The 24,159-nt window shown below is 69.5% G+C and carries 29 protein-coding genes; 24 read left to right on the forward strand and 5 right to left on the reverse strand.

Annotation, left to right across the window (positions count from 1 at the left end; genetic code table 11):
- The 14 genes from HJG52_RS19780 to HJG52_RS19850 form a co-directional block, all read left to right on the forward strand.
- Positions 1-355: MinD/ParA family ATP-binding protein (locus tag HJG52_RS19780; protein WP_430413360.1), on the forward strand; the 355-nt coding region annotated here is incomplete at its 5' end.
- 663 nt (positions 356-1,018) lie between these two features.
- The gene (locus tag HJG52_RS19790) at positions 1,019-2,005 is read left to right on the forward strand and encodes a helix-turn-helix domain-containing protein (protein ID WP_171245370.1); all 987 of its coding nucleotides are present in this window, start codon (positions 1,019-1,021) and stop codon (positions 2,003-2,005) included.
- Between the two features lie 344 nt (positions 2,006-2,349).
- Positions 2,350-2,730 (forward strand): hypothetical protein, encoded by a 381-nt coding sequence (locus HJG52_RS19795; RefSeq protein ID WP_028708032.1) that lies wholly within the window; start codon positions 2,350-2,352, stop codon positions 2,728-2,730.
- Positions 2,731-2,812: 82 nt separating this feature from the next.
- Positions 2,813-3,904 (forward strand): ImmA/IrrE family metallo-endopeptidase, encoded by a 1,092-nt coding sequence (locus HJG52_RS19800; protein WP_171245371.1) that lies wholly within the window; start codon positions 2,813-2,815, stop codon positions 3,902-3,904.
- A 452-nt stretch (positions 3,905-4,356) separates the two neighbouring features.
- The gene (locus HJG52_RS19805) at positions 4,357-4,641 is read left to right on the forward strand and encodes a hypothetical protein (RefSeq protein WP_171245372.1); all 285 of its coding nucleotides are present in this window, start codon (positions 4,357-4,359) and stop codon (positions 4,639-4,641) included.
- The gene (locus tag HJG52_RS19810) at positions 4,638-4,793 is read left to right on the forward strand and encodes a hypothetical protein (RefSeq protein WP_156887444.1); all 156 of its coding nucleotides are present in this window, start codon (positions 4,638-4,640) and stop codon (positions 4,791-4,793) included. The genes HJG52_RS19805 and HJG52_RS19810 overlap by 4 nt, the downstream gene beginning before the upstream one ends.
- A 128-nt stretch (positions 4,794-4,921) precedes the next feature.
- On the forward strand, positions 4,922-5,131 hold the full coding sequence (locus HJG52_RS19815) for a hypothetical protein (protein ID WP_171245373.1): 210 nt from the start codon (positions 4,922-4,924) through the stop codon (positions 5,129-5,131).
- Between the two features lie 107 nt (positions 5,132-5,238).
- Positions 5,239-5,643, forward strand: a complete 405-nt coding sequence (gene ssb / locus HJG52_RS19820; RefSeq protein ID WP_171245374.1) for a single-stranded DNA-binding protein — start codon at positions 5,239-5,241, stop codon at positions 5,641-5,643.
- A 104-nt stretch (positions 5,644-5,747) separates the two neighbouring features.
- On the forward strand, positions 5,748-6,542 hold the full coding sequence (locus tag HJG52_RS19825) for a ParA family protein (protein WP_171245375.1): 795 nt from the start codon (positions 5,748-5,750) through the stop codon (positions 6,540-6,542).
- 31 nt (positions 6,543-6,573) lie between these two features.
- A complete protein-coding gene (locus tag HJG52_RS19830; protein WP_028708022.1) occupies positions 6,574-7,206 on the forward strand; it encodes a hypothetical protein in 633 nt (210 codons plus the stop codon).
- Positions 7,207-7,268: 62 nt separating this feature from the next.
- Positions 7,269-8,105: a hypothetical protein gene (locus HJG52_RS19835; protein WP_171245376.1), complete on the forward strand. Its 837-nt coding sequence runs from the start codon at positions 7,269-7,271 to the stop codon at positions 8,103-8,105.
- Positions 8,106-8,529: 424 nt separating this feature from the next.
- A complete protein-coding gene (locus HJG52_RS19840; protein ID WP_171245377.1) occupies positions 8,530-8,745 on the forward strand; it encodes a hypothetical protein in 216 nt (71 codons plus the stop codon).
- Between the two features lie 22 nt (positions 8,746-8,767).
- Positions 8,768-10,369: an Eco57I restriction-modification methylase domain-containing protein gene (locus HJG52_RS19845; protein WP_171245378.1), complete on the forward strand. Its 1,602-nt coding sequence runs from the start codon at positions 8,768-8,770 to the stop codon at positions 10,367-10,369.
- A 77-nt stretch (positions 10,370-10,446) separates the two neighbouring features.
- The gene (locus HJG52_RS19850; protein ID WP_171245379.1) at positions 10,447-11,280 is read left to right on the forward strand and encodes a XamI family restriction endonuclease; all 834 of its coding nucleotides are present in this window, start codon (positions 10,447-10,449) and stop codon (positions 11,278-11,280) included.
- Positions 11,281-11,435: 155 nt separating this feature from the next.
- Here HJG52_RS19850 and HJG52_RS19855 read toward each other — a convergent pair whose 3' ends face one another.
- From HJG52_RS19855 to HJG52_RS19865, 3 genes are read right to left on the reverse strand one after another with little or no spacing between them, the layout of a single operon-like run.
- A complete protein-coding gene (locus tag HJG52_RS19855; RefSeq protein WP_147794725.1) occupies positions 11,436-12,254 on the reverse strand; it encodes an AAA family ATPase in 819 nt (272 codons plus the stop codon).
- Positions 12,251-13,654: a Mu transposase C-terminal domain-containing protein gene (locus HJG52_RS19860; RefSeq protein ID WP_161916670.1), complete on the reverse strand. Its 1,404-nt coding sequence runs from the start codon at positions 13,652-13,654 to the stop codon at positions 12,251-12,253. The genes HJG52_RS19855 and HJG52_RS19860 overlap by 4 nt, the downstream gene beginning before the upstream one ends.
- Before the next feature lie 7 nt (positions 13,655-13,661).
- Positions 13,662-14,261 carry a recombinase family protein gene (locus HJG52_RS19865; protein ID WP_147794727.1) on the reverse strand — a complete coding sequence of 200 codons (600 nt, stop codon included), beginning with the start codon at positions 14,259-14,261 and terminating at the stop codon, positions 13,662-13,664.
- A 340-nt stretch (positions 14,262-14,601) separates the two neighbouring features.
- Here HJG52_RS19865 and HJG52_RS19870 point away from each other — a divergent pair, with 340 nt between their 5' ends.
- From HJG52_RS19870 to HJG52_RS19880, 3 genes are all read left to right on the forward strand, one after another.
- Complete coding sequence (locus HJG52_RS19870; protein ID WP_126860308.1) at positions 14,602-15,216, forward strand: HAD family hydrolase; 615 nt, start codon at positions 14,602-14,604, stop codon at positions 15,214-15,216.
- 175 nt (positions 15,217-15,391) lie between these two features.
- Complete coding sequence (locus tag HJG52_RS19875) at positions 15,392-15,931, forward strand: chromate transporter (RefSeq protein ID WP_171245380.1); 540 nt, start codon at positions 15,392-15,394, stop codon at positions 15,929-15,931.
- Entirely contained in the window at positions 15,924-16,442 is a 519-nt protein-coding gene (locus HJG52_RS19880) for a chromate transporter (protein ID WP_161972433.1), read from the forward strand. Before HJG52_RS19875 ends, HJG52_RS19880 begins: the two co-directional genes overlap by 8 nt.
- Positions 16,443-16,633: 191 nt before the next feature.
- Here the strand turns inward: HJG52_RS19880 and HJG52_RS19885 are convergent, their stop codons facing one another.
- Positions 16,634-17,008 (reverse strand): ArsR/SmtB family transcription factor, encoded by a 375-nt coding sequence (locus HJG52_RS19885; protein ID WP_126860455.1) that lies wholly within the window; start codon positions 17,006-17,008, stop codon positions 16,634-16,636.
- 99 nt (positions 17,009-17,107) lie between these two features.
- Between HJG52_RS19885 and HJG52_RS19890 the strand changes: the two genes are divergently transcribed.
- The 5 genes from HJG52_RS19890 to HJG52_RS19910 all read left to right on the forward strand — a co-directional run bounded on the left by HJG52_RS19890 (position 17,108) and on the right by HJG52_RS19910 (position 21,311).
- Positions 17,108-17,353: a hypothetical protein gene (locus HJG52_RS19890; RefSeq protein ID WP_126860456.1), complete on the forward strand. Its 246-nt coding sequence runs from the start codon at positions 17,108-17,110 to the stop codon at positions 17,351-17,353.
- 94 nt (positions 17,354-17,447) lie between these two features.
- Complete coding sequence (locus HJG52_RS19895; protein WP_171245381.1) at positions 17,448-19,367, forward strand: heavy metal translocating P-type ATPase; 1,920 nt, start codon at positions 17,448-17,450, stop codon at positions 19,365-19,367.
- Positions 19,368-19,638: 271 nt separating this feature from the next.
- Entirely contained in the window at positions 19,639-19,896 is a 258-nt protein-coding gene (locus tag HJG52_RS19900) for an antitoxin VbhA family protein (RefSeq protein ID WP_051208462.1), read from the forward strand.
- Entirely contained in the window at positions 19,896-20,654 is a 759-nt protein-coding gene (locus HJG52_RS19905) for a Fic/DOC family protein (RefSeq protein WP_171245382.1), read from the forward strand. The genes HJG52_RS19900 and HJG52_RS19905 overlap by 1 nt, the downstream gene beginning before the upstream one ends.
- 3 nt (positions 20,655-20,657) lie before the next feature.
- Positions 20,658-21,311, forward strand: a complete 654-nt coding sequence (locus HJG52_RS19910) for a recombinase family protein (RefSeq protein ID WP_171245383.1) — start codon at positions 20,658-20,660, stop codon at positions 21,309-21,311.
- A 204-nt stretch (positions 21,312-21,515) separates the two neighbouring features.
- On the opposite strand, the gene HJG52_RS19915 is transcribed toward HJG52_RS19910, so the two are convergent.
- A complete protein-coding gene (locus HJG52_RS19915) occupies positions 21,516-21,854 on the reverse strand; it encodes a hypothetical protein (RefSeq protein ID WP_171245384.1) in 339 nt (112 codons plus the stop codon).
- 205 nt (positions 21,855-22,059) lie between these two features.
- On the opposite strand from HJG52_RS19915, the gene mobC reads away from it, so the two are divergent.
- Both mobC and HJG52_RS19925 read left to right on the forward strand, forming a co-directional pair.
- A complete protein-coding gene (gene mobC / locus HJG52_RS21810; protein ID WP_171245385.1) occupies positions 22,060-22,467 on the forward strand; it encodes a plasmid mobilization relaxosome protein MobC in 408 nt (135 codons plus the stop codon).
- Positions 22,464-24,155, forward strand: coding sequence for a relaxase/mobilization nuclease domain-containing protein (locus HJG52_RS19925; protein WP_171245386.1), 1,692 nt, complete (start codon positions 22,464-22,466; stop codon positions 24,153-24,155). Before mobC ends, HJG52_RS19925 begins: the two co-directional genes overlap by 4 nt.
- Positions 24,156-24,159 lie beyond the last annotated feature (4 nt).

Genomic DNA, 24,159 nt, shown 5'->3' on the forward strand with positions numbered 1-24,159 from the left:
CGAAGGCGACGCCCTGTGGCTACGGATGATCGACCACGCCGACCAGATCGTCGTGGCCACCTCCACCCGGCCGGACCACGCCGAAGCCGGACGGCTCCTGCTCAACGCCCTGGCCGACCGCGACGAGCACTCCGCCCGTCTCGCGGACCAGGCCGTCGTGCTCGTCTCCCAGGCCGACCGCGAGGAAGCCGACGCCTCCTCCATCGCCCGCGGCTTCGACGCCCTCGCCCGCGCCGTCGTCACCGTCCCCTACGACCCAGCCATGCGCCAACAGTGGCTGCGCGTCGACAACCTCGCCGCACCCACCCAGCGCGCCTACCTGCGCGCGGCGGCCGCCGTGGCAGCAGGCCTGTGATCACCGGTCACACGGGCAACACGCCGGTGAAGGCCAACTTCCCCCGATTCTGATACGAGGGTGTTTGGATGGGTCTATGCCGAGAGCCAGCAAGGGTGACAGAGACATCATGGTCACGCGCCCTGCCCGCGCGGTAGGCGACGAGGTTCGCCGCCGAGCGGACGCCATGGGCCTATCCATCAGCGAGTACATCGCGCGCACTCTCGCGCTCGACGTCGGGCTACCCCATCTCGCGCCACAGGCGCGCCTCGACGAGGAGCTGCCTATGACCGGCTGACCCCGGAAATGACGAAGGCCCCCGCGCCAACGGGAGCCCTTGCGTCTAGGTGAGAGGACCGAGCGCCAACTCGGTACCTCTCCGATCTGTAGCCGATCCCGTGCCAGGGAGGAGGCGGCGTAGCCGCCCGGCGGTTTTCACATGCCAGCGATGGAGGTCGCTTAGTGCTGCCCACGATAGCACCCGCATGCCCGGAGTCCAGTAGTTCGACGATCCGGGACGTGTCGCGCGTCGCCAACGAGTCGGACGCGGCCGGCACTCCCCTGCCGCGCGCGCGCCGGTACTACCGGCCCTGCACGGGCCCGCGTGACGTGCGCAGCACGATCGCACGCTCATGCCGCGGCCGCGCCTGGAGGCCCGCAAACGGCCCTACGCTGCCCGCCACGGTGCCGGTGTGGTCCAGTGCCGCCCACTGGCTGGAAACGCTCGCAGCGGCCCTCAGGACGCCCCAGGGCGAAGAACTGCGCGCGGCCGCCAAGGTCAGCGCGGACACCCTCATCGACGTCGCGGCCGCCGACGCGCGCGCCGCCGACTCACGCACCGGTCGCGGCGTCACCACCGCCCACGAGACCGTCGCCAAGGCCCTCGGCTGCTCAGCCAAGACCGTGCAGCGCGCCAGGACCCTCCTAGAGGCCCTGGGCTTCGCCTGCACCGTGGTCCCGGGCCGCTACCTGACCACGCAGGAGCGGGCGGCCGCGCGTGCGCACCACGGCGGCGACCAGCGCCGCATGGCCTCCGAGCGCGCACTGCTCGTTCCTCGCTCACTATCGAATGTCCACCTACCCCGTCGGGGTTCTCTTACCTCTCCTCTTCCGTCACGTAGTGACTTACCAAAGCGCGCTGACGCGCGCGCTGGAGCCGCTTCGCGGCAGGCAACGAAGAGGAAGATCCCTCGACGCTGCGCTCCCAGGCCACCGATCGGGGTGCAACGCCTAGCCGCAGACCTCGCGCAGCGCCTCCCCTGGCTCGCCCGAGGCCACATCGGGTCGTTGTGCCGCACGCTGGTCGCCCTCGGCTTGGACGACACCGGGTGGAGTGCCCATGACGTCATCGACATGCTCGACCGCCGCAACATCACGCTCGGCCTGTACGAGCCCTACCCAGGCTCCCAGCGTGACCCGCTCGCGCTGTTTGCGCACCAGGTGCGCGCCGCCCTGCCCGACGTCGACGAGCCGCCGCGCCTGCGGCGCGGCCGCGAGGCGGCCGCCCGCGCGGCCGAGCGCGCCAGGGCACGAGCTGAAAGGGAGGCGGAGGACGCACGCCTCGCGGCAGAGCGCAACGATCCAGTGATCCAGGCCCGGATCGCCGAGACCAAGCGTCGGATGCGCGAGCAGCTCGCGGCCGCCCGGCAGCAAGCCCGCTACCGGCGCTGACGCGCCGACCATGAGCGGACCAAGACTTTCGAGCGGAAGGTCACCTCACGCCCTCCCCCTGACGTCCCACTCTGCGGCCACGGACCACCGCGTCAAGCGGCTACGCCGCCGGCTCCTCCGAGAACTTTCGGCACGCGCTCCGGTCGTTCCTCCCTCCGCTTATTTCGCGCCGAAACTTCTCTCCCCCACCGCCCTCCGGGTTGACCCGGAGGCCCTTATGCGGCCGCGACGGGGACAAACGTCAGGGGGCGGGACGAAAAAACGGTCAGCGGCCAAGGCCAAGAGCACGGGGCCGAGTCAACCCGCCGCCCCACCTTTGACCAACTAGACCAAGGAGACCAGCCGTGAGCATCCAGCCCGACCTATTCGGAGACTACGACCGCGCCCAGGAGCAGGCCCAGCGATGGAGGCAGCCCGCGACCTGCCCCGCCTGCGGCACCCAGGAGCCCAGCGGCTACCTCCTGCGCCAGAACCACGGAGCGGACCCCGACCAGCCCGGCATCTGCGGATTCCCGCCCGGAGAACACCCCAACTACGCCGCTATGTGCGTCGCTCAGTACCTCGTCAGGAACCACATCATCCACGCCACACGCACCGGCAACGCCGAGCAACTCACCCGAGACAAGACACGCGGCCGCCAGCTCGGCCTAGACGTCGACGCCATCGAGGCAACAGCCCGCGAAGAGACCCGCAAGAAAAACAAGGGACCTACTAGACATCATTGACCAACTAGACTAGACTGACACTATCAACACGGCAGACCAACCGGGGACCTACCACCCCCACCACACCGAAGGAGCAGCACGCATGAGCACCATCGACCACAAGGCCACCCGCCAGGCGATGACCGAGCAGGTCGCCGCATTCATCGCCAACCCCGCCGGATGGCCTGCCGCGATGGCGGCCCGCGCCCTGCGTCTGCGCTCGGGTCACCCGGCCTACTCCCCCAACAACCACGCCCTGATCGTCTGCCAGCTCTGGGGACGGTTCGCGGCCGAAGGCCTCGTCGACGAAGCCGCGTTCGATGCCGCGATCCGCGCCGCCGCCGAGGAGATCGCCCCCCGCTACGTGTGGAGCAAGCGCGGATACGCCCCCACCGGTGGCGCTCTGGCCGTGTGGTCGCGGCCCGTGCCGATGTGGATCGACCCCGCCACCGGCAAGAAGGCCACCAAGGACACCCCCGGAGCCGAAGAGCGACGCGTGTTCCGCATCGAGCAGACCTACCGCGCCGCCGACGTGATCAACGAGGACGGCGAGACCGGCGCGGCCGCGTTCGCCGCGCCCGAGCTGCCCGAGGGTGAAGCCCGCCAGGTGTTCGAGCGGCTCGCCGCGTGGATCACCGGCCAGGGCTGGAGCGTTGAGCGCAGCGGCCGCGACATGGCCGAGGGCGGCTACACCGTGCATGCCACCCGCCAAATCGTCGTGCATGGCGGCCTGGCCGGATGGGCGGCCGTCGAGACCCTGGCCCACGAGGTCGCCCACGCCCTGTTGCACGGAGCCGAGGACGAGCGGCCCTACGCCGGACAGCACCGAGGCGACATGGAAGCCGAAGCCGAAGCGGTCGCGTTCGGCCTGCTGACCGCGTTTGGTCAGGGCGAGCTGGCCCGAGGATCGGCCCGCTACGCGGCCGAGTGGACCCGCAACCCCGAGCGCGTCGCCGTCGCCTACGAGCGCTCATGCCACGTGCTCGACGCCGTGGCCGCCGTCGCATTCGGAGCCGAAGACGTCACCCTCACCCGGTCCGCCAAGGCCGACAAGGCCCAAGCCAAGGCCGACAACAAGGCCCTAGCCGCCGCGCTGCGCGAGGCCGGCCTAGAGCCCAAGGGCGAGGCCTGGCGACGCGCCAAGGCAGGCGAGCCCATCGAGGCGATCGCTGCCGAACTGCTCGCAGCCGCCTAAGGGCGACGAACCGAGCCGGGGCGAGAACCCCCGGCTCGGTTCACGTCTCCCCCGTTCTTGACCAGCCAGACCACACAGACCCAAAACAGGTCGACGGCCTCGCACTCGTGATCGAGCGCGAGGCCTAACGGGTCAGTTGGACAGGTGGGCCGCGTCGATCCGCCGGCTTCACTCCCCCGCCCCCTGCGCCGCCATTGTCGCGCCGGTCCCGGTGCGGTCAAGGGCGCTGCGCGTCGCTCACGCGATGGCCTACGGCCACCCTGGACAGCACCGGTCCCGGCGTCATCTTCGGCAGCTAAGAGGGGACGGGGGGAGAAGGGGCCGAAGAAACGAGATGAACAAGAAAACACGCACAACTACTAGACAGCATTGACCAACTAGACTAGACTGACACTATCAACACGGCAGACCAACCGGGGACCTACCACCCCCGCCACACCGAGGAGGACGCCATGACCTGGAACCCGAACATCAGCACCGAACGACGCGAAGCGATCGGCCGAGCAGGCCGAGCCGTGGTTCGCCTAGCCGTGGATCCCGAGGCCAGGGAGTCCGCCCACCGCCAGAACGTCATCGTCAACGATGTACGAGCGTTCACCGACCGCGAGGCGTGGGACGCCGTGGCCGCCCTAGAGGACATGGTGCTCAGCCGTGGCCTGGTCACCGCCCAGCAGGTCGAGGCCGAACGGCGCGCGGCCGCCGTGGCCGTGCTCATGGGCGAGGAGGTGGCCCGGTGATGTACGCAGGCGACGAGCACCTCAGCCACGAACAGCAGCATCCCGAGCTGTACGACGGCGAAGGCGACCCGCTCTACCGCCCGTGCGAGGAGTGCGGAGCCGAGCCAGGGGAGGAGTGCCTGCCCTGGTGCACCGGCCCAGCCAGCGAGTAGCACCCGCGAAAAGCACCGTCCCCCCGGCAACGCCACGAGGGCGAACCGAGGGGACGGCATCAACACGGCGACCGGTTACCACGCCGGACGCACCCCACCAGTCTACGAGCACCGGAAGGACAACACAGATGGACCAGCAGCAGACCACCCCGACCCTGGCCCAGGTGATGGGCACCCTCGACGAGCTGGCGGCCGCCGCCCGCGCCGCGGACGCCGACCGCTACCGCGCCGCCGTGCGCCTGGCCCAGGGCCAGCAGATCACCGAGGAGCAGCAGCGCGACGCCTACCACTGGGGCCGCCAAGGCGCGGCCCGCACCTTTGACTGGCGAGGGGAGTAGATCGACCAAGGAAACACGCCGAACCGCCTAGACAACATTGACCAACTAGACTAGACTGACACCATCAACACGGCGGACCAACCGCCCAACCACAAGGAGCACCCACCATGAGCACCATCACCTTCGCCGGGAACCTGGCCGCCGACCCCGAGCTGCGATTCACCCCCAGCGGCCGCGGCGTCGCCCGCTTCACCGTCATCGAGAACCGCCGCCGGCGTACCGAGGACGGGCAGGGCTGGGAGGACGCCGAGCCCAACGTGTTCCGCGTCCAGGCTTGGGGATCGTTCGCTGAGAACGTCGTCGAGTCGTGCGGCAAGGGCGACCGCGTGCACGTCACCGGCAGCATCGTGACCGACCGGTGGTCGGACAAGGAGACGCGCGAGGACCGCACCGCGCAACACGTCAAGGCCGACGAGGTGTCGTTCAGCCTGCGCTACCACACCGTGCGAGCCACCAAGGCGACCCGGAGCAACAACCAGGCCCACGAGGCCGACGACACCCGCGAGGGCTGAGGCGTGGCGACGGGGCGGGGGAGAGCCTGACGGCCACCCCCGTCCCGCAGCCATGAGAGCAAGGAGGAAGCAGCTATGCGGCACCACACCGAGGAGACCCGAGCATGACCGTTTACGCCGTCGCCCTGTCCAAAGGCGGGAGCACCAAGACCACCACCGCCGCCGAGCTCGTCGCAGCCCTCGCCCGGCGCGGCCGGCGCGTGCTGGCGATCGACCTCGACCAGCAGGGCAACCTCACGACCAGGCTCGGAGTCACCGACGACACCGAGGTGTCAGCCGTAGCCGCCGACGTACTCACCGCCGAAGCCACCGCGCCCGAGGCCGCCATCGACGCCCCCAGCGTGCCCGGTGCGAGCGTGCTCGCCGGAACCCACGACCTGGCCAGCCTCGACCACCGGCCCGAGGTGATCACCGCGCTGCGCGACCACCTGCCCGAAGTGGTGGGGGAGTGGGACGACGTGGTGATCGACACCCCGCCGGCCCTCGGCCTGGTCACCCTGGCAGCCCTGGCGGCCGCCGACGTCGTGGTGGCGGCCGTGGCGTGCGAGACCGAGGCCTACGACCAGCTCGACCGGCTCGTGGAGGTGATCGCCCAGCGGATCGCCCCGAGGATGAAGCCCGGCCAGCGCGTGCACTGGATCGTGCCCACCCGCTACGACGGCCGCCGGCTGCTCGACCGCGACGTGGTGGACATGCTCACCGAGCAGCACCCCGGCCGAGTGACCACCCCCGTCCGGGAAGCCGTAGCCGCGCGAGACGCCTACACCAGCGGAATGCCCGTGTCGGTGTTTGCCCCAGGCTCACCGATCGCGGCCGACTACGCCGCCGCCCTCGCCCCGATCATCGGCACACCCGAGCCCGACGCCCAGGTGAGCGCCGAGCACCACGCCACCGCCTGACCACATCGACCAACCAGACCAAGGAGACACGATGACCCGCCGCAGCCTGCGCGACCGCAACCGCGCCGCCATCGCCCTCGACCCGGACACCCCGGACCTCGAGCCCACGGCCGAGCCGCGCAGCTCGGCACAGCCCACCGCCACGCGACCCGTCGAGGAGCCCGCCCACGCCCCACAGAAGGCCACCAGCGCCACCGAGAAGGGCAGCACAACCAAGAAGCCGGCCGCCGTCCGCAAGGCCGCCACGGCGGCCGCCAGCGACACCGCCCGGCTCGGCATCTACCTCACCCCTCAGGAGTTCGAGGACGCCAAGGCCGCCTACCTGGCCGACTGGACCAACGGGGGAGAGGCCGACACGTTCGCCCGCTGGATCGCAGCCGCGATCGAGACCTACGCCGCGCGCACCCCCAAGCAGCGCGCGACCGCGCAGCCCCGGGGACGCGCCGACGAGCGCACCGGCTCGACCCGATCGTTCTCCATCCCCACCGACACCGTGGCCCGGATGCGCGCCGCAATCAACGCCGACCAGCAGGCCGGCCGCTGGCCCAGCGACAGCGCATGGTGCAGCGAGGCGATCGCCGCCGCCGTCGACGCCGCCCGCACCAAGAACGACGGTTCGCTGCCCACACCACCGCCGCGCCTGCCCAACCGGCTCGTGCGATAACCCATGTCAGACCACGCTGACAGCATTGACCAACTCGACACGGCAGACAGGGGACACACACCATGACCGACCACCAGCCCGAACCCGGCACAGACCCGGCCGAGGCCTACGCCACCGAGTACCGGCGACTGTGGGACGCCACCGTGGCCACCCTCACCGCCGCCGTCCAGCTCGACCACCCGCAGCACGGACCGGTCGACTTCTCCGACTTCCTGGCCTCAGCGCTCGGAGCCGTCGCCGCCAACGTCGGCAGCGCGAACAGGATCACAGCTGGCCGGCCCGGCTCATGGGAGTCCGACGCCCTCAGCCAGCTCGTCGCCGGCACCGTGGGCTACGACGCCGACCCGGTAGTTCTGGCGCCACGGCGCACCCTGCCGGTGATCGTGCCGCTCAACGTCGCCCAGCTCGTCACCGAGGCCTACCAGGACGCGTCGACCGCGCAGCGCGAAACGATGCTGCCGCACGTCGACGACGCCGCCCAGGTGCTCTATCGAGCAGGGGAGGAGTGGAGCGCCCAACACCCAGGACCGACCGAAGGAGCGCCCGCCGAAGAGTGGGACGCCTACAACGCGGCCGTCGACGCCCAGGCAGCGCAGGAAGAGGCGGCCGAGGAACTGCTCCGCGCACGCTATGCAGCCACCTTCCAGGCCTACGCCGAAGCCTTCACCGCGGCCGTACTCGACACGGCGCGGGCCATCGGGCTCACCGTCGCCGTCGAGGTCAAGGCCGAGACCAACCCCGAGGCGGGGTGGTGGGACACCACGGACACGATCAATCCGGCCGACGACGAGCGTGGCGACGCCTTGGCGCGGCACCTGTGGGAAGCAGCCCACGACCGCGTACCGCTCCCGCGCGCCCTCGTCGAGATCCCGGCCGAGGCCGCCGAGGAGGAACAGTGACCGCCATCCGCACCCGCCCCGGGATGAGTTGGGTAGTGACCGGGGGAGCGCTAGCACTAGTCGGGCTGGCCATCATCCTGTGGCCCGAGCCCGGCTTCACACCGCACCCGCTGCCCTTCCCGCCCTCGGCCTCGACGAGGCCCATCGCCGGCTACGCAGTGTTCGGCTACCCACTGCTAGCCCTGGGCTTGATCATTGCCGTCGCGGGGGCCCTGCGTGCGGCGGTTGCTGCCGCTCGATCACACCGCCGCTAGACGAGACAACTGTGAAGCGCCAAGGGAGCGGCCTCCCTAGGTCCCAGAGCCATGGCACCTCTGGGCCGCAGCACGCAACCGCGTGCCGCTCCCGCGTGCCCGTCGAAATCCCCGCCGCTGACTGCTATCGTCGACGGTATAGCGTCGACCGGCAAGGAGGGTGGCAACCCATGGAGACTCGTCAGCGCCGTCCACACAACCAGCTCAAGGACGCGATGAGGAAGTACCTGACCACCCTGGACGGCGGACACGCATCCATCTCTGAGATCAAGGCCGCGATCGAGCCCGAGGTTGGTGTCGCCCCGGCCTCCTCCTACCGAAGCTCGCTCCAAGACGAGAGGTACTTCGAGCGCGTGTCTAGGGGCGTGTTCCGTCTCCGTGACTAAACTGCCCGTGAAACTCTCAGACATGCCCCCGCCCGAGACGATCGAGTCGCTCGTCGCCCTGGCCGTGGCCCTAGGAGCCGAGGACGCCGGCGGCTTCTCCGAACCTGAGGCGGCGCTTGCATCCGCTAGCGAACTCATGCACTCACCAGCCGATGTGAGGCACGTCCGCAGCCTCATTCGCGCCGGACTCGACCCCCTCGGGGACGCGTACTGCGCCATCCGCACGCCGGAGGACCGCCGATACCTCGGGCAGACCTACACCCCGGCGGCGATCATCAAGGCCATGGTCGGCTGGGCCAGCGATCAGGGCGACCCGCAGCGGATCGTGGACCCAGGGGCAGGATCGGGCCGATACTTGCTCGCTGCCGCCAGGAGATTCCCCAGAGCCGAGCTGCACGGTGCCGATATCGACCCGCTCGCCACAATCATGCTCCGAGCCAACATCGCTGCCAGTGGGCTGGGTGACCGGGCCACCGTGCACCTCGGTGACTACCGAGCCCTGACGCTTGAGAAGATCAACGCCCAGACGCTTTTCATCGGAAACCCGCCCTACGTCAGGCACCACCTCATCGATCCCGAGTGGAAGCAGTGGCTCCTCGCCACGGCTGCCCGCCGTGGCCTCGACGCGAGCGGCCTCGCGGGTCTGCACGTACATTTCTTCCTCGCCACCGCCGAGCACGGCCAACCCGGCGACTACGGCGCGTTCATCACCTCCTCGGAGTGGCTGGACGTCAACTACGGCAAGCTTGTCCGCCAGCTCCTCCTTGACGGACTCGGCGGCGAGTCGCTGCATGTCCTGGCCCCGACTGCGGAACCGTTCGCGGACGCAACCACGACCGGCGCGATCACCTGCTTCAAGATGGGCCAGCCCACCGAGAAGATGAAGGTTCGGCGGGTCGAGACAGTCGCAGACCTCGGCCGGCTCGCCAAGGGCCGAGCTATCTCGCGCGAGCGGCTAGCCGAGACCAACCGCTGGTCGGTGCTCACGCGCGTGACGCCGAAGCTGCCCGAGGGGTACATCGAACTCGGTGAGCTGTGCCGGGTGCACCGCGGCGCAGTGACTGGCGCGAACGACGTGTGGGTTCAGCGCGGCCCGACGCCCAGTCTCCCCGACAGCGTGCTGTTCCCGACCGTCACCAAGGCCCGCGAGCTGTTTGGTGCTGGCAGTCGCCTCGACACCGTGGAGAGCCTTCGGAAGGTCGTCGACCTACCCGTCGACCTCGATGCGTTCGACGCCCTTGAACGTAGAGCGATCGAGAGGTTCCTTCGCGCGGCCAAGGCAAAGCGCGTCCACGAGGGTTACGTGGCCTCCGCCCGGAAGGCTTGGTGGAGCGTCGGGCTGCGCGAGGCCGCGCCCATCCTCGCGACCTACATGGCTCGTCGCCCGCCGGCGTTCGTCCGAAACGATGCCCAGGCCCGGCATATCAACATCGCCCACGGGCTGTACCCACGCGAGAGCATGACCGCCGCGCTCCTCGACAAGCTCGCGGCGCACCTGCGCTCCTCGGTCAGCCTGACCCAGGGGCGGACGTACGCCGGTGGTCTGGTCAAGTTTGAGCCGAAGGAGATGGAGCGCATCCCGGTCCCTAGCCTGGCGATGCTTGCCGAGGGAGCACTGGTTTGACGAAGCCGCCACGATGGTCCGAGGACGAGCTTGATGTCGAAGCGACTGAGGCGATCCGCCTCTTCCGCGAGACTCGGATGCAAGAGCCGTTGGAGGCGTACCTCGACTTCTTCGACGAGTACCGCCAGCACGTCGAGAACCTGATCGAAGGAACCGTCGACCTGACCGAGCTGAGCAACCAGGCCGTGGACTTACTGACTCAGCCCGAGCAGCTGACTGCCGTCCGCTACCTGGCGTCGCCCGCCATCAGTGAGGACGACCTCAAGGTCTTGGCTGAGGCAGTCCTGAGCACCGCCCGACTGCGCGCCGAGCCCGACATGGCCCGCCGTGTCATCGACACAGTGATGCTCGGTCTCGACCGCGAGCGCTTCCCGTGGGTAGCCGAGAACCGCGACCCCACCGAGGCCGAACGTGCCACTGCCGTGGTCTCGACCGCAGCGCTGATCGCGACCCAGAAGGTACAGACCGCCCGCCGCAACGACTCAAAGAAGCTTCAGGAGCACGCCGTCGCCGAGATCCTCCTCGCCAACGGCTTCACCCAGGTCCCGCCGCGAACGATCACCAATGTGAGTCACTTCCCGGCACCCGGCGAGTTCTGCGGGGAGTCGTTGTTCGGCACACGGAAGGCCGACCTCGTGATCCGTCTGTATGACGGTCGAGCCATGCCCACCGAGTGCAAGGTCAGCAACTCATCGACCAACTCGGTCAAGCGGCTGAACAACGATGCCGCCATCAAGGCCGAGACTTGGCTCAAGGAGTACGGCACCCAAACATGCGTCCCCGCAGCCGTTCTCTCTGGCGTGTTCAAGATTCACAACCTCTTGGCCGCGCAGAACGACAAGGGACTCACGCTCTTCTGGGGGCACCGGCTAGAGGCGATGATCGAGTTCATCGATCGAACCAAGCCCTGATAGCAGGCGTGCGGCCAGGTCGGTCGAACCGCGCGGTCCGTCTGTCCGACCGGTAACGAACGTTTGTCGTCGAGCACCGTGACGTCGACGCGGCACCCGCCAGGTGTGACTTTCTCCGGTGAGTGGCGGCGGTCTTCAGCCGCTCAGGGGCACGGTTAGTTGACTCCGATGACGAGGGTGCTGGCGGCGGCTTCGACGACGTCGTTGGTGATGGTCTGCAGCTCGTTGATCTTCAGGACGCGTTCGATCTGGGGGAAGAGTCGCTCCAGGAGGCGGAAGTTGCCGCGGGTGATGCGGCTGATCGCGGCGATGGTCTGGGCGTCGGTGAAGTCGTCGGGGTTGAGGGTCTTGCCCAGGGAGCGCCAGTGGCGTTGGAGGACGAAGAGCATCTCGTCGGTGCTCAGGGGCCGGTACTGGTGGGCGAAGCCGACGCGGCTGTAGAACTGGGGGTAGTGGCTGAACTGCTTCTCCAGCCCGGGCATGCCGATGAGGATCAGGGCGATCTGGTCGCGGTCGTAGCGGTCCCGTAGGAGCTCGAGCGCGGTGGGGCTCAGGCGTTCGGACTCGTCGACGATGACGAGCTGGACGTAGTTGGTGGTGCGCCGGGTGCCCCACCGGTCCAAGGGGATGCGGTCGGGGGCTTCGACGTGCTGCTGGATGCAGATGCTGGTGCGCGTGATGATCCGGTCCAGGTCCTCGCGCAGCAGCCGCGGGGTGGTCAGGACCCCGGGGGTGTACAGGGCGGTGCGGTTCTTGGCCAGCGCGGCGTAGATCTTGGCGTCGTCATCGCAGCGCGGGCCCCAGTCGGTGAGCAGCTCGTGGGCTTGGTCCCAGTGGGCGTAGCGGCGTGCGGAGACGGTCTTGCCGACCCCGGCCGGCCCGAAGCACAGCCCGATGGTGCGCCCGCGCCGGACGGAGTCGGCGAACTCGGTGAAGCGGCGGTGCTCCTTGGTGACGATGAAGCGTTCGCTCACCTGAGGTCCTCCTTGTAGACCTTGAGCCGCGCCACGGTCGGCACGCGCGGCGGCACGGGCCTGGCAGGGGCGTCGGGGGTGTGGGCGGCGACGACGGCGATCCGCTCGTTGATGCCTCGGCGCAGGGCGCGGCGACGGGCGTTGCGGGCGGCCTGGACGTCCTTGAGGCTGATCTGCTTGGCGTGGTGTTCCTGATCGACGGCGGTGCACAGGAACTGGTCGTGGTCGAAGACGCGGATCTCGGTGATGTCTCTGGGGTCGTAGCGGATGACCACGGGGCGGCCGACGAAGCCGGCGAGGGTCGGTGAGACGTAGCGCATGCCTTGGAAGTGGATGCCGTCGCGGCGCACCGTCCTGGATCGGGCCACGGTCAGCAGCAGCCCGTCCAGCGCCTGGAGGCTGTCGGGAAGGCGTGGCAGCCAGCCGTCGGCGATCCACGCCGACCGCGGCGAGACGCCGAGCTCGCCGTGGGCGCGGTCGTTGTAGTCCAGGACGAACGCCCCGACGGCGGCGTCGAGGTCAGCCAAGGACAGGGCTGGCGCGGGCCAGCGCTCCGCGCCGCTGTGGAGGTGTCCGGGCAGGGTGGTGAGCAGCTCGGTGTTGACCGTGCCGAAGAAGCGCTCGACCTTGCCTCGCCCTTGGGGTCGCGCGACGGCGGAGTGGATCAGGCGGATGTGCAGGTCGACGGCGGTGCGGGCCAGGTGGTCGCTGGTGAAGTCCGACCCGTGGTCGACGTACAACAGGTCGGGGATGCCGCACATCGGCCACCGGGGGTCGGCCTTGGGCCAGATCGCCTGCCGTAGCGCCAGGGCGGTGTGCATCGTTGACGGCGCACCGAAGAAGACCGTGTAGCCGCAGATCGCGCGGGAGCAGTCGTCCATCACGACGGTCAGCCACGGCCGGGCCGGCTTGCCGTCCGTGCCGACGAGCACGATGTCCAGCAAGGTGTGGTCGGCCTGCCACATCGCGTTGGGGCGGTCGGCCGTCCGCCGCAACGCGAGCTCGTACTTGTCCCGGTAGGAGCCTGCTCCCTCGAGGGCGAGGGTGACCATGCCGGGGTCCAGGGCGGTGATGATCGACCGGACGACGCCGTAGGACGGGACCGGCCACGCGGTGCCGGCGCAGACCTTCACCACCGTCCGGTGGATCGCGGCGATCGGTGGGCGGGGCCGGGTCAGCCCGAGCCCTTCGATTAGCGCGATGAGGTCCGCCGGCAGGTGATGCCCGCCCGCGTCCGCCCGCGGCACTCGGCCCAGGGCCGACAGGCCGCCGGCGCGGTAGCGGGCATGCCAGCGTTCCAGCGTGCGCACTCCCAGGCCGTGGTGACGGGCCAGCGCGGCGAGCGGGACCTGGTCCTCGACATGCAGCCGCAGGATCCGCCACCGCCCGTCCGCGTCCACGGCCGGCCTACACGGCGCTCGTGGCTCGTCGTGACGGGGCCGCTGCGGCGGGCGCGCGGTTCAGGGCCCGGTAGATGGTGGTGCGGGAGACGCCGAGCACCTGCCCGATCTGGGCGACGGTCATGTCCTTCTGCTCATACATCCGTCGGGCCGCCCGGACCTGGTCCGCGGACAACGCCGACGGCCGCCCACCGCTGCGGCCCCGAGCACGAGCGGCCGCCAGGCCGGCGTTGGTGCGCTCTCGGATCAGGTCGCGCTCGAACTCGGCCAGTGCCGCGAAGACGTGAAACACCAACCGTCCGCCTGGGGAGGTGGTGTCGATGGTCTCCTGCAACGACCGGAACCCCACGCCGCGGTCGGCCAGGACCTGCAGCTGGTCGATCAGGTGGCGGATCGACCGGCCGAGCCGGTCCAGCCGCCACACCACCAGGGTGTCCCCCGGGCGCAGCTGGTCCAGCAGCTTGTCCAGCTCCGGCCGGTGCTGCAGCGACCCGGAGCCGGTGTCGACGAACACCCGGTAGCACCCGGCCTTGGTCAGCGCATCGACCTGCAGCGACGCGTCCTGATCGGTTGTCGACACGCGCGCGTACCCCAGGAGATGCCCCACGCGTCGACCGTAGCGAAACCCGTCCGACACGGGAAGTATCGCGCCGTAGTTTTCGGCACGCAGTTCCGCTACATCAGGCGCCTCGTCGACGACGCGCGCCGCCCGGCCCTCCGGCGCGTGTAGCGGAATCGTTCGTTTGAGATACGCCGCTAACGCGCCGCGACCGGGCCCTGGGGCCCACGTCCTGGACCTCTACCGCGGCTCCTTGGAACGCGGAGCGCTGCCGATCGCGGGTTTGAAGGCGCGCGCCCCGTCGCTCGGCGAGTCGGGCCGGACGCCCCCCGAGTGAATCGCTCTTCCGTCCGTCATGGTCGTCAGAACCGGACCTAGGCTGCTTCGCATGACGCACCTGGTCTGGGACATGGACGGCACACTGCTCGACACCACGTCGGTGGTGCCTGACGCGTTCGTCGCGACGGTGCAAGAGCTGGGGGTTGCCGACGTCGACCGGGAAAAGGTCGTTGCGGCCTACTCCCTCGGCGTGCCGGAGGTGATGCTCGAGCACCTAGTCGGTCGGCCACTCAAGAACGGCGAGGTCGACGCTTACTACGACCGACTGCACGCCAGCACCGTTACGGCCTATGCCGGTGTGCTCGAGACCCTCGCGGCGCTGCGTGCGCGGGATCTGCGGACGGTCATCTTCACGGTCGCCAGCAGCCGTGCGGCGCGCATGCTGCTCGCCTCGGCCAGCATCGAGTACGACATCCTCATCGGTGGGGACCACGTGGCGTGGCCGAAGCCCGCCCCGGACGGCATCCTGGCCGCAGCGTCCCGGCTAGGAGTTGATGTAGCCGACATCGTGTACATCGGTGACGCGCCGACCGACTTGCGGACAGCCCGATCCGCCGGCGCACGCGGCGCAGCGGCGACCTGGGGCCACCTGTACCGGGCGGAGGAACCCGCCGACGCGCGGCTCGCTGCACCGATGGATGCGTTGGCCCTGCTCGAGACCTAGGAAGGGCGCTCCTGGTCATCGGCGTCACCTGACCGTGCCCGCCACTCAGCCCGCCCTACACCGGCGAAAGTCACAGCTTTGACCATCCGGTCGCAGGTAAGAACCGTCGACCGCAGGTAGGGAGTGCAGGGATGTGAGCGGCACAGACGCAACTACCCATCGTTCCCGCGTACCAATGTTGACTCTGTGGTGGGCGATGTTGCGCCTTGGTGCCGTCGCGTTCGGCGGGCTTGGCCCGACGCTGGCCTTGCTCGATCGCTCATTGGTCGCTAGACGGGGGTGGTTGACGTCGACCGATGTGCGGGACGCACTCACCTACACCAAGGCGCTTCCCGGCTCCACTGTCGTGCAGATTGTCACCTTCCTTGGCTGGCGGCTCGGTGGGGTGATGGGGGCACTAGTCGCTACCTTCGGGTTCCTCCTGCCTGCCGCAGTTCTGATGACGCTCGCAGCGGCCGGCGCCGCGGCACTGCCTGACGCGGCTTGGGTCGACGGAGCGCTGCTGGGTATGCAGGTCGCCGTTGTCGGTCTGCTCGGGCATTCGATGGTTGGGTTGTTGACCAAAGAGGCGCGCACGCTCGCCCTCGCCGCGGTCGCGGTGGCGGCGGCCGCCGGGGGGTTCTTCGTCAACCCTGCCATCGTCGTGGTGCTTGCCGGGCTGGTCGGGGTCATCGTCGACCGGGTGCGCCGATACCGGGGCGGCCACCGTGGTTGACCTGGTCGCCACGTTCCTTCTGATCGGTGCGCTGGCCTTCGGCGGTGGCCAGGCTGCGCTGCCACTGGTGGAGCGGCTCACGGTCGGGGTGCACGGTTGGCTGAGCCCGGGTGAGTTCGCGACAGCGGTCGGGCTTTCCTACGCAACTCCCGGTCCGGTGCTGATCATCGCTGCCTTCGTCGGATACGTGACCGCTGGGGTGGGCGGTGCGGCGGTCGCCACCGCTGCCGTGTTCGCTCTCCCGGTGCTCGCGGCGATCGGTGCTGCCAGCGCAGTGAATCGGTTGTCGCAGACGTGGTGGCTGCCTGCCTTCGGGCGCTATGCGGGTGCGGGCGCGATCGGTCTGCTCGTCGTCACGCTGACGTCACTCGCCCGCCCTGTCGCCGACATCAACCCGGGCCTTCTTGTCGGTTCCTTGTTCGTAGGGCTTGCCGCCCGCCGGGTACACCCACTGCTGCTCCTTGCTGGGGCTATCACCGCCGGGGCGATTACGGCTTCCCTTCTGAACTAATCGCCTTGCGGGCCTGGACCCAACCAGGCAAGCCGTGAATGTCGCGGGTGGGGCCGATCAATTGCCAACCAGAACCAGCCCGAGCAGGGTTCCGGTGAGACTGACCGCGGCCATCGCGCCAGTATGAACAAGGGCGAGGAGCACGGTCGGTGGCTCCACGTATCAAGGCGGGGGCTGCGCGTTAGGTCCGGTCACGCCGACTGAGGAGCAGCGAGGTCGCCGCTGAACAGGGTGCGCAGGGCGCCCATTGCTTCCGAGCGGGCCTTGTAGTAGACCCACACGCCGCGCTTATCCCGGTCGACCAGGCCTGCGTCGTGCAAAACCTTCAGGTGGTGGCTGAGGGTCGACGGGGCCAGGTCGAAGCCCTCGGTCAGGTCGCACATCGCGCACGCCTCGCCGCCCTCGTGGGACAGGATCATCGACATCAGCCTCAGCCGAACCGGGTCGGCGAGCGCCTTGAGCATGCGGGAGACGCCCTCGGCCTGCTCGGGGCTGATCGGCTCGCGCGCTAGCGGCGTGCAGTACCTCAGGGCCGCGTTCCGGGTGGGCAGCAAGGACATCGACATGCGTACATGTTGACATGTATCGAAGTCTGTGGCAATATTGTCGCTGAAGACTTCGATGACAGTCGAAGTCTGGAGGCTTCCCGACCAGGAGATGTACCGATGACCGTTCCCGCCCAGTTCTTCCGTTCGAAGTACCGCGCCATCGAGGGCGGTTGCGTGTCCTGCTCCGGGGACCTTGCGACCCTCGAGGCCCTGCCCGGGGTCAAAGAGGTGGACGCCCTGGCCTCCGGTCTGGTCCTCGTGACCCACGACGGCACCGTGAGCGATGACGCCGTGGTCCAGGCGGCCCAGAAGGTCGGGCTGCCGCTCGCCCCTGCCGGCCCCGCCCGCCCGGTACGCGTCTGACGCTCCACCACTGCACCCAGCAAACCGATGAAGAGAAGGTAAGAACAAGATGAGTGCTAGAGCGACGACGTCGCCACAGGTAGCAGCTCCGGTCGTGGTGCGGGCGGCCCGGCGCCGGTGGTGGCAGAACCCCGAGATGGTCACCCTGGCCGTCGCCGCGGTGCTGCTGGTGGCCGGGCTGGTGGTGGAGTGGACCATCCACTCCGAGCCGGTGGCCCTGGCCCTATTCTGGGGCGCGATCCTCATCGGCGGCGTCTACCCATTGCGCAGCGCGATCCGGGCGGTGCGCCACAAACGGCTGACCATCACCGTGCTGCTCGTGGTGGCGGCTATCGGCGCCATCGCGCTCGGGGTGATCGAGGAGGCGGCAGCGCTCGTCGTCATCTTCAGCCTCGTTGAGGCCATGGAGGCATACGCCACCGACAAGGCCCGAGGGTCCATCAGCGCCCTGATGGAGCTCACGCCCCCGACCGCCAACCGACTCAACGATGACGGGGCGACCAAGACCGTGGCGGTGGAGGAACTCCACCCCGGTGACGTCGTCATGGTGCGCCCCGGTGAGCGCCTACCCACCGACGGGATTGTGGTTGACGGTGCCTCGTGGGTGGACGCCAGCCCGGTGACCGGGGAGTCGGTACCGGTCGAGGCCACCGCGGGCACCGAGGTCTTCGGCGGCAGCCTCAACGGCAACGGGGTGCTCCGGGTGAAGGTCACCAAGGAGTATTACGACACCGTCCTGGCCCGGGTGATCGGGCAGGTCGAAGAGGCACAGGCCAACCGCAGCGGCGCCGAGCGGTTCGCGGACAAGTTCAGTGCCATCTACACCCCGGCGATGTTCGCCCTGGCCATCGTCGTAGCCCTGGTCATGCCGCTGCTCGGCTTCGAGTGGCGCGAAGCGATCTACCGGGCGCTGGTCATCCTCGTGGTCTCGTGCTCGTGCGCCCTGGTCATCTCGGTGCCTGTCAGCGTGGTCACCGCTATCGCCCGGGGCGCCCGCGACGGCATCCTCATCAAGGGCGGCATCTACCTTGAGCGCCTGGCCGACATCAAGGCCGTCGCCTTCGACAAGACCGGCACCCTCACCCGCGGCCGGCCCACTCTCGCTCAAGTGACGCCCCTCGACGGGATCAGCGAGGACGAGGCTCTGACCCTTGCGGCGGCGGTCGAGACCGGTAGCGAGCACCCCATCGCGACCGCGATCGTGGCCGGTGCCCGCGACCGCGGGTTGACCATCCCGGCCGTCCAGGATGCACGCGCCCTGCCAGGAGCCGGCATGGAAGCCACCCTCGACGGTCGCACCCTGCACATCGGCCGGCCCACCGACGAGGACCGGACTGACGGCACCGCAGGCCCGGCGCTGGCGCACGCCGAGGCGGAAGGATGCACGGCCGTGGTTCTTCGCGACGACACCCGACCCTTGGCCGTCGTGGCGGTGGCCGACCAGCTGCGCCCCGACGCCGAAAGCACCCTTACCGAGCTGCGCGACCTCGGAGTCGAGCGGGTCCTGATGCTCACCGGCGACAACGCCACCGTCGCCAGATCCACCGCGCAGGCCCTGGGGCTAGACGACTACCGCGCCGAGTTGCTCCCCGAGGACAAATCCGCCGCAATCCGTGAGCTGCGCGAGAAACACGGCGTGATCGCGATGGTCGGCGACGGCGTCAACGACGCCCCCGCCCTGGCCAACGCCGACCTCGCCATCGCCATGGGTGCCGCCAGCACCGACGTCGCCCTAGAGACCGCCGATGTCGCCCTCATGGCCGACGAGCTCGACCGGCTCCCGGCCGCCATCCGACTCTCGCGCCGCGCTCGGAACAACATCAAGATCAACATCGTCCTGAGCCTGACCGTCGTGGCCGTCCTGATCGTCGCCGCCCTCGCCGGCTGGATGTCCCTGACCACCGGCCTGCTCCTCAACGAGGGCAGCGCGGCGCTGATCATCCTCAACGGCCTGCGCATGCTCCGCCCCGGCCGCGGCGAGACCCGACGCGCCCGAACCTCGGTATCTGTCTAATCTCCGGGCCGAAACCAGTCTTGTAGACCAGTTTCGCACCATCACCAACAACGTCATAGCGCACCGTCATCATCGTCATCACCACCCGACGCGGCCGCCACAGAGTGCCACCAGAACACCGCCATATAGAGGCGAAAGCCACACCCGCCAGGACGCGGGCCGCTCTCGACCGGAACCCGCGACCGAAACCAAGTTCGACCGAAACACCGCTAGACCGTTATCGGTCGGACCGGTAGAATGGGCACTGACCGATCCACAGAGGAGGACGTCAATGACCCAGGCAGCGCGAATCACGTCGCCGTCGACGACCGAGGCGGAGCGGGCTCGCCAGGTCGAGGAGGCCGTGCACAGCGTGCGGATGGAAGGCCTCGCCCTCTCGCCGGCCGCCGCGGCCGACGCGGCCGAGTACGTCTCCGGGCGGATCACCCTCGATGAGTACGGCCGCCGAACCCGTGCCCGCTACGGCGTGCCTGAGGACGAGCGGGGGAGTGCAGCCCCGGCCCGCAAGACGGCCACGCGACGCGGGTGATGAGCGAGAGCGTCGACCCGTACACCGACCCCGAGACGGGCATCCTTCGCAACCGGATCGGTGCCCGCACCCAAGCCGCCCTCGACCAGGCTGAGGGCGACTTGTCCGTGCATCGTCTCGTCGAGCTGGCCGACCGCTACCCGGTGGCCCCGTCCGGGGACCTCGACGAGCTGCGCGGCATCCACCGACACCTGTTCCAAGACCTCTACGAGTGGGCGGGCAGGACCCGGACCGTCGACATACGCAAGCCCGACGGGCAGCCGTTCCTTCCCGCGTCCCGGATCGAGGTTGGCACCCGGTTCGTGTTCGAAGAGCTGCGGGCCGACAACCAGCTGCGCAGCATGAGCCGGCCGACGTTCATCGAGCGCCTGGCGCACCACTACGACGCGCTCAACTACGCCCACCCGTTCCGTGAGGGCAACGGCCGCGCGCAGCGCGTGTTCTGGTCTCGGGTGGCCCGTGATGCCGGGTGGCACCTGGACTGGCGGCGAGTCTCGGCCGAACGCAACAACGAGGCATCCCGCGCCGCGACGGAACGCTCAGACCTTCGGCCGCTGCGCGAGATGTTCGACGCGATCACCACAGCGCGACGACCCAGGGAGAGAGGCACCCCTCGGGCTGCTCTGGACGCCGCCCGCCTCGCGTTCGGCGCGCCCGCGACCGAGGCAACCAGGACCACTCCCACCACATTCGAGGCAGGGACGCGCAGGCTGCCGCCGGGGCGCATGAGCGACCGGTCACCAGGGATCGGAGACTGACTAATGAGCACCCTCGTCGGCTACGCACGAGTGAGCACCCACGAGCAGGACACCGCCACCCAGGAGCGCGCGCTGCGCGCGGCCGGAGCGGTCCGCGTGTTCGTCGATCACGCCACCTCCTCGCGGCGAGCTGACCGGCCGCAGTGGCTCGCCTGCCTGGACTACCTACGACCGGGGGACACGTTGCTTGTGTGGCGGCTCGACCGGCTCGCCGGCACGCAGACACTCGCGATCGAGACGATCAACGACCTGCACGAGCGAGGCGTGCAGATCAAGAGCTTGACCGAGCCGGATATCGACACCACAACGCCGATGGGCCGCGCCCTGTTCGGGATCGTCGCGGTGTTCGCTCAGTTGCGTGTCGACACGATCCGGGAGAACACCAGGGCAGGTTTGGCGCGTGCTCGTGCTGAGGGGCGGGTCGGTGGCCGGCCCACTGTGATGACGCCCGCTCGGGTACGTGAGGCGGTGCGGATGCGTGCTGATGGACAGAGCCTTGACGCGATCGCTGAGACGTTGGGTGTGGGCCGCTCGTCGGTCTCACGTGCACTCGACCGGTTGGACGACCACGCCGCCGAGACGGCCCCGGTCGGCACCCGCGCCGGGGTCGTGAGCGTCACCAGCTCGGCCGTGCACTGCGCCCGGGTGTTGGGCTAGGCCATTCCTTCCCCCTGACCCGATAAAGGCCCAAAATACGACGGCCCGCCAGCCTGTCAACCCGGAGGGCTCGGAGGAGCAAAGTCTCGGCGCGAAATAAGCGGAGGGAGGAACGACCGGAGCGCGTGCCGAGAGTTTGCGGGGGAGAGGCCCACGTAGTGGGCTTGACAGGCTGGCGGCCGTCGTAACGATGGCGGCCGAGGGTCAGGTGGCAGGAGAACCGTCCGCCGCGTCAGCGGCCGCCGGTTGCGACCTGTTCGCGGCTTCGGACGGCGAGGACTTGCGCGCCGCCGGACGGCGGCGCACCCGCTGCTTCTTGTCGGGTTCATCGAGGCCAAGCTTGCGCAGCTCATCGGCTGACCAGCCATCAGAGAGGGCGGCGCGGTACGCCTTGACGTCGGCTGCCTCAGCTGCCGCAAGCTGCTCGCGCAGCTCGTCGAGTGACTGCCGCGCGGTGACCAGTTCGCGCACGGAGTTGATGCGGCTGTCCAGCAGCTTGCGTGCCTTGGTTTCAGTGGTTTGTGCGTCCAGTGTTGATGCCATGCCGCCAGCGTATCGCGCCCCTGTGGGCACCACGGCGTACCCGCTGGCGCGGGTCGGGCCGTCGCGTTGCTCGGCCAACCGTTCGGAGTCCGTGACAGAGCAAGCTATACGATCCGGTGACCGGATCGGCTTGTTGGTCTACACTGGCGTTAGACCAGTCCCCGCGTTGGGCGGGGGCGCTGCGCTGGGCAGGAGGTGACCCGCCGTGTCGGAGGACGCCGAGGGCCGCGAGCCAGGGCGCAGCGCCGCGCGTCGCCGCCGGGTCGAGGGTGGCCGTCATCACCGGCACGTGGTGCGGGTGACCCCGGAGGAGGAAGCGCAGCTCCTCGCCCTGGCTCTGCGCTACCGGGTGAGCGTGCCAAAGTTGCTCGTTGACTCTGCACTCGCCGGTGGGAGCGAGGTGGCTGCCAGCAACGCGAGCGTGCGCCACGCGTTGATCACTGAACTGTTCGGTCTGCACCGTCTGCTGGCGAACGTCGCCAACAACGTGAACCAGATGACGAAGGCGCTGCACGCCACCGGCGAGCTGCCCCCGCAGACGGGCGAAGTGCTGGCCGCTGCGCGACGAACGGCCGAGAAGATCGACGACGTGATCGACGGTCTGTCGTCATGATGCCGAACGTGGTGCGCGGTGAGCGGATGGGCGGCCTGATGGTCTACCTGACCGGTAAGGGCCGCCGCAACGAGCACACCGAGCCGCACCTGGTCGCTGGTGACTCCGCGATGATGGCGTGGCACGACGACAACGAGTTGGGCCGTGACGATGCGCTGGCAATCGCGCGGCACTTGGATCGGCCCAGGCGTGCACACGACGTCGAAGTCAAGGGCGGCCACGTCTGGCACTGCTCGCTATCGCTGCGCGCGGAGGAAGGCCAGTTGACCGACGACAAGTGGCGCGAGCTGGCCGAGTCGTTCGTCGCCAAGATGGGCTTCGACGACGCCGAGGGAACGAAGGCCCCGACGAGGTGGGTCGCTGTCCGCCACGGACTGTCCAGCAACGGCAACGACCACGTGCACCTGGTGGTGAACCTGGTGCGCGAGGACGGCACGAAGGCCAGCATTCACAACGACCACGTGCGTGCACAGAAGGCCTGCCGCGAGCTGGAAGCCGAGCACGGGTTGCAGCGGCTCGAAGGCGACGAACGGGACCGGGCAAGCCGTGGCTACGACCCGGCCGAACGGGAGGCCGACGCTCGTCGACGCGCACGAGGCAAGTTCGAGGGTGCCCGCCGCGCGGGCACCGAGAAGCGCACCTGGTGGGGACTAGACACTGCCGAGCGCAACGCGCTGATCAACGCGCAGCGACGCGATGACGAACCGCGCTGGGCGCTGGCGCGGACGGTCCGCGCGTGCGCTACAGCGTCGGCCGACGAGGCCGAGTTCGTGCGCCGCATGCGCCGCCAAGGCGTGCTCGTGCGCGCCCGTTACGCCGAGGGTCGGCAGGACGTCATCACCGGCTACAGTGTCGCGGCCAAGCCCGAGCCCGGAGAGCGGCCCATCTGGTACGGCGGGGGACACTTGGCGCGCGACCTGACGCTGCCACGTCTACGTGCGGAGTGGCCCGACACGGCCGAAGGTGCGATGAGCGCGGCGGCCGAATGGACGGCCGCCAAGCGCGGCCGCCGCCCGGTGTCACCAGGGCGGGAGATGCGCGAGCCGGACCCGGCCTTGTGGCGCGAGGTGGGTGCCGACTTGGAGCGGCTGCGTGAGCAGTTGCGGTCGGTCCCGATCGAGGACCGCGACACGTGGGCGCGGGTTGCGCGGCAGACGTCCGGGGCGTTCGCTGCGTGGTCCGCGCGGGTCGAGGAGACCCCCGGTCCGCTGGCCGCCACGTCGGACGCGCTGGCTCGGACGGCGGAGCTACGTCGTCGGCCAGTGCGCCCGGAGCGGGCACCGAAGGCGTCAGCCTCGGGTGCCGCGATGCTGCTCATCTCGGCCGCCAAGGGAGGACGCGGAGCGGTCGCCCAAGCGGTGATGCTGCGCCAGCTCGCGAACCTCGCCAAGGCGATCTACGACATGCATCGTGCCGACCAGGACGCGCGCCGAGCAGCGCAGATCGAGCGCGCCATCCGCGGTGACCTGGCCACGGTGTCGGCACGCCTGCCCGACCCCGGCCCGGTCGGTCACCCCGACACCAAGGCCGCCGAGGTGGTGCGTACTGCGCGGCAGGCTCAGGGCGGGCCGCAGCGCACGCCTGGTTCACCGGTGCCGAACCGGATCGAACCGCAGCGGCCGCGCACAGCGACGGCCGCTGGCAGGTACGGCCCAGGCGCGGAGCGAGACCACGGAGTCGAGCGGTAACAAC

Source organism: Knoellia koreensis (assembly GCF_013041615.1).
GTDB classification, from domain to species: Bacteria; Actinomycetota; Actinomycetes; order Actinomycetales; family Dermatophilaceae; genus Pedococcus; species Pedococcus koreensis.

Coding starts and splice junctions, on each gene's coding strand:
- HJG52_RS19800 (WP_171245371.1), top strand. CDS start 2,813: ATGAGCACCATCGACCACAAGGCCACCCGCCAGGCGATGACCGAGCAG.
- HJG52_RS19805 (WP_171245372.1), top strand. CDS start 4,357: ATGACCTGGAACCCGAACATCAGCACCGAACGACGCGAAGCGATCGGC.
- HJG52_RS19815 (WP_171245373.1), top strand. CDS start 4,922: ATGGACCAGCAGCAGACCACCCCGACCCTGGCCCAGGTGATGGGCACC.
- ssb (WP_171245374.1), top strand. CDS start 5,239: ATGAGCACCATCACCTTCGCCGGGAACCTGGCCGCCGACCCCGAGCTG.
- HJG52_RS19825 (WP_171245375.1), top strand. CDS start 5,748: ATGACCGTTTACGCCGTCGCCCTGTCCAAAGGCGGGAGCACCAAGACC.
- HJG52_RS19830 (WP_028708022.1), top strand. CDS start 6,574: ATGACCCGCCGCAGCCTGCGCGACCGCAACCGCGCCGCCATCGCCCTC.
- HJG52_RS19835 (WP_171245376.1), top strand. CDS start 7,269: ATGACCGACCACCAGCCCGAACCCGGCACAGACCCGGCCGAGGCCTAC.
- HJG52_RS19840 (WP_171245377.1), top strand. CDS start 8,530: ATGGAGACTCGTCAGCGCCGTCCACACAACCAGCTCAAGGACGCGATG.
- HJG52_RS19845 (WP_171245378.1), top strand. CDS start 8,768: ATGCCCCCGCCCGAGACGATCGAGTCGCTCGTCGCCCTGGCCGTGGCC.
- HJG52_RS19850 (WP_171245379.1), top strand. CDS start 10,447: ATGCAAGAGCCGTTGGAGGCGTACCTCGACTTCTTCGACGAGTACCGC.
- HJG52_RS19870 (WP_126860308.1), top strand. CDS start 14,602: ATGACGCACCTGGTCTGGGACATGGACGGCACACTGCTCGACACCACG.
- HJG52_RS19875 (WP_171245380.1), top strand. CDS start 15,392: ATGTTGACTCTGTGGTGGGCGATGTTGCGCCTTGGTGCCGTCGCGTTC.
- HJG52_RS19885 (WP_126860455.1), bottom strand. CDS start 17,008: ATGTCGATGTCCTTGCTGCCCACCCGGAACGCGGCCCTGAGGTACTGC.
- HJG52_RS19890 (WP_126860456.1), top strand. CDS start 17,108: ATGACCGTTCCCGCCCAGTTCTTCCGTTCGAAGTACCGCGCCATCGAG.
- HJG52_RS19900 (WP_051208462.1), top strand. CDS start 19,639: ATGACCCAGGCAGCGCGAATCACGTCGCCGTCGACGACCGAGGCGGAG.
- HJG52_RS19905 (WP_171245382.1), top strand. CDS start 19,896: ATGAGCGAGAGCGTCGACCCGTACACCGACCCCGAGACGGGCATCCTT.
- HJG52_RS19910 (WP_171245383.1), top strand. CDS start 20,658: ATGAGCACCCTCGTCGGCTACGCACGAGTGAGCACCCACGAGCAGGAC.
- HJG52_RS19915 (WP_171245384.1), bottom strand. CDS start 21,854: ATGGCATCAACACTGGACGCACAAACCACTGAAACCAAGGCACGCAAG.
- HJG52_RS19925 (WP_171245386.1), top strand. CDS start 22,464: ATGATGCCGAACGTGGTGCGCGGTGAGCGGATGGGCGGCCTGATGGTC.